At 62.6% G+C, this 2,749-nt stretch carries 2 pseudogenes; both read right to left on the bottom strand.

The window, feature by feature from the left end:
- Positions 1-434: 434 nt before the first annotated feature.
- Positions 435-1,627: pseudogene (locus QN224_RS33365) on the bottom strand (IS91 family transposase).
- Between the two features lie 7 nt (positions 1,628-1,634).
- A pseudogene (locus tag QN224_RS33370) lies at positions 1,635-2,515 on the bottom strand (tyrosine-type recombinase/integrase).
- Between the last annotated feature and the right edge of the window lie 234 nt (positions 2,516-2,749).

The following is a 2,749-nucleotide window of genomic DNA, read 5'->3' on the forward strand; positions in this document are numbered from 1 at the left end:
AACTATGCGGCGACCATGATTATGCGGAGCCGGAGACGCTGATGGCGCATTGTCGGGCTTTTCAACATCCATCGACTCCGCATAATGCAGAGCGTTTTTAGCGTGGCGTCGCGGGTATCGACGTTGAGGAGCGCATCGAGCTTGACAGCGACGGTGCGCTAAAAACGTGTTGGACTGAGCCGCGGGCGCGACCAGGGTTCTATGGGGATTGAATCTGCCCCCTCCCGGGAAGGGGCATCATGGGGCGGTGTTGACGCAGCGGTTGCGGGAACGCGGTGGGCGAAAGCAACGCCGATTCCAGAGTCGAAAAGGGTAACGACGACCGCTGTCGCCTGCCGGGTGGGGCGGGCGGGCGTGACGGCACGCACCTACTCGGGACCGACCGGTTTCCGGTGGAACGGTGCGATGGTGACGATGAAGGCGGCGCGCTTCTTTCATGACGTGTCCCAGCATCGCGGCGGTCCGCTGACGCCGTCGAAGGTCTCGATGGTGATCATCTGGCCTTGACGACAGGCCGGGCATTGCCTGAGGGAACAGCCGGTAAGTTCCTCGTAGCGGTCGCGGTAGTCCTTCGGAGCCTGGCTCGGTGATGGCGCGGGTACCGGCATGCCGAGCAGGTCGCGGCAATGGGCAAGCTTTTGTTGACGGTAGCGATTGCCGAGGAAACCGTAATAGCGGATCCGATGGAAGCCCTCGGGCAGGACGTGCAGCAGAAAGCGGCGGATGAATTCGTCGGCGGAGACGGTCATGACCTTTTGCCGATCGCCGTGCCGATAATCCTTCCAGCGGAAGCGCACCACGCCATCCTCGATGTTGACGAGGCGGTTGTTGGATATGGCGACACGATGCGTGTAGCGGCCGACGTAATCGAGCACCTGTTCGGGTCCGGCGAAGGGCGGCTTGGCGTAGACCACCCAGTCGGTCTTTCGCAGCGGCGCCAGATAGCGCCGGAAAGCGTTGCGGTCGCTCAAGGCCTGCAAGTCGGAGAAGAACTGCAGCTTGCCCGCGTCGAAGGCCTTCTCCAGGAGCTGCAGGAACAAGCGGCGGAATAGGCGTGAGAGCACGCGGACCGGCAGGAAGCCCGGCTTGCAGGCGATCCATCGCGTGCCGTCCGGCGAAAACCCGCCCCCGGGACGACGCAGTGCAGATGGGGATGGTGCAGCAGATTTTGCCCCCAGGTGTGCAGAACGGCGAAGAAGCCGATCTCGGCGCCGAGATGTTTGGGATCGGCGGCGATGGTGCGCAGCGTCTCGGCGGTGGCGCGGAACAGCAGTCCGTAGACGAGCGCCTTGTTCTGGTAGGCGATGGCGGCAATGGCCTCCGGCAGCGTGAAGACGACGTGAAAGTACTGGGTGTCGAGCAGCTCGGCGCGACGATCCTCCAGCCATTGCGCCCGGGCCAGCGATTGGCAGCGGGGACAATGCCTGTCGCGGCAGCTGTTGAAGGCGATGCGTCGGTGGCCGCATTGATCGCACGCTTCGACGTGCCCACCGAGCGCGGCGGTGCGGCACAATTCGATCGCCGTCATGACACGGCGCTGAGCGGTCGACAGCGATGTGTGCTGGGCACGATAGGCCTCACCGTAGCGACGGAAGATGTCCGCCACTTCCGGCCCCGAACGGACCATCGGGAGCTCAGAAATACTCAGGCTTGGTAGGCGGCGGGGTGGGCGCTGGATGTGGCAGCAGCTCGAAAGGGCTCGAGGTGGCGCAGACCTTGTTGGTGGCGATGCGCAGGTAATGGGCGGTGGTTGCGAGGCTGCGGTGACCGAGCAGCAACTGGATGGTGCGCACGTCGGCGCCGGCCTCGAGGAGATGAACGGCGAAGGCGTGCCTCAAGCTGTGCGGTGTCACCGGTTTGGACAAGCCGGAAAGATCGTGCGCTTTTGCGCAGGCTTGCCCAACTGCATCCCGGCTGATCGGATGGCCGGTGCGATCGCCAGGGAAGAGCCACGCCTCTGGCCGCCGCATCCTCCAATAGTTGCGCAGGATCTCCAGGAGCTTGGGCGACAGCATCACATAGCGGTCCTTCTGGCCTTTGCCCTGCTCGACACGGACGACCATTCTCCGGCTGTCGATATCCGTGGGCTTCAGCTGCACCGCTTCCGAGATGCGCAGGCCGGCGGCATTGCACGTCGTCAGGATGGCATGGTGTTTGAGATCGGCCACGCAGCCGAGAAAGTGCTGTACTTCATCCGGACTGAGGATGACCGGCAGCTTCTGCGGCTTCTTGGGAAGCGGCAAGACCTCTGCAGGCAGCCAGTCCCTCTCGAGCGTGACGCTGAAGAAAAAGCGCAGCGCCGAAATGGCGATATGGATTGAGTTAGGCGCCAGCTTCTTCTCGTTGGCCAGATAGACCTGATAGGTTCGAATATCCTCGCGGCCGAGCAAGTCCGGCGCTTTGCCGAAGTATCGTGCAAACAGCGAGACCTGCCGCAGATATGAGAGCTGGGTATTGAGCGAAAAATTGCGCACCTCTGCATGTCCTCGCTCATGCGCTGGCGAAGTGGGGTCACGACGAGCTCCTCTGTCTGATGGAATAGGCTGCTGAACAGCCGTCTCATCCTCTCGCAGTTGGGGCTCCTACTGAATACCTGACCTCCTTCCCGCTCCGGCGTAGCGGAGCGGGTTAGTCCAACAATGCACTATCGTGTGGCAAGCATCGCGATTAGTTTATCCGGCGGGCAAAATTTGCCTGGCTTGATGCCGAGCGGCGCCAAAGCGTCGAGCATCTCGAGTTTTTCGGCCGG

The sequence above is a fragment of the Sinorhizobium sp. 7-81 genome, from assembly GCF_030124405.1.
Taxonomy (GTDB): Bacteria; Pseudomonadota; Alphaproteobacteria; order Rhizobiales; family Rhizobiaceae; genus Sinorhizobium; species Sinorhizobium psoraleae.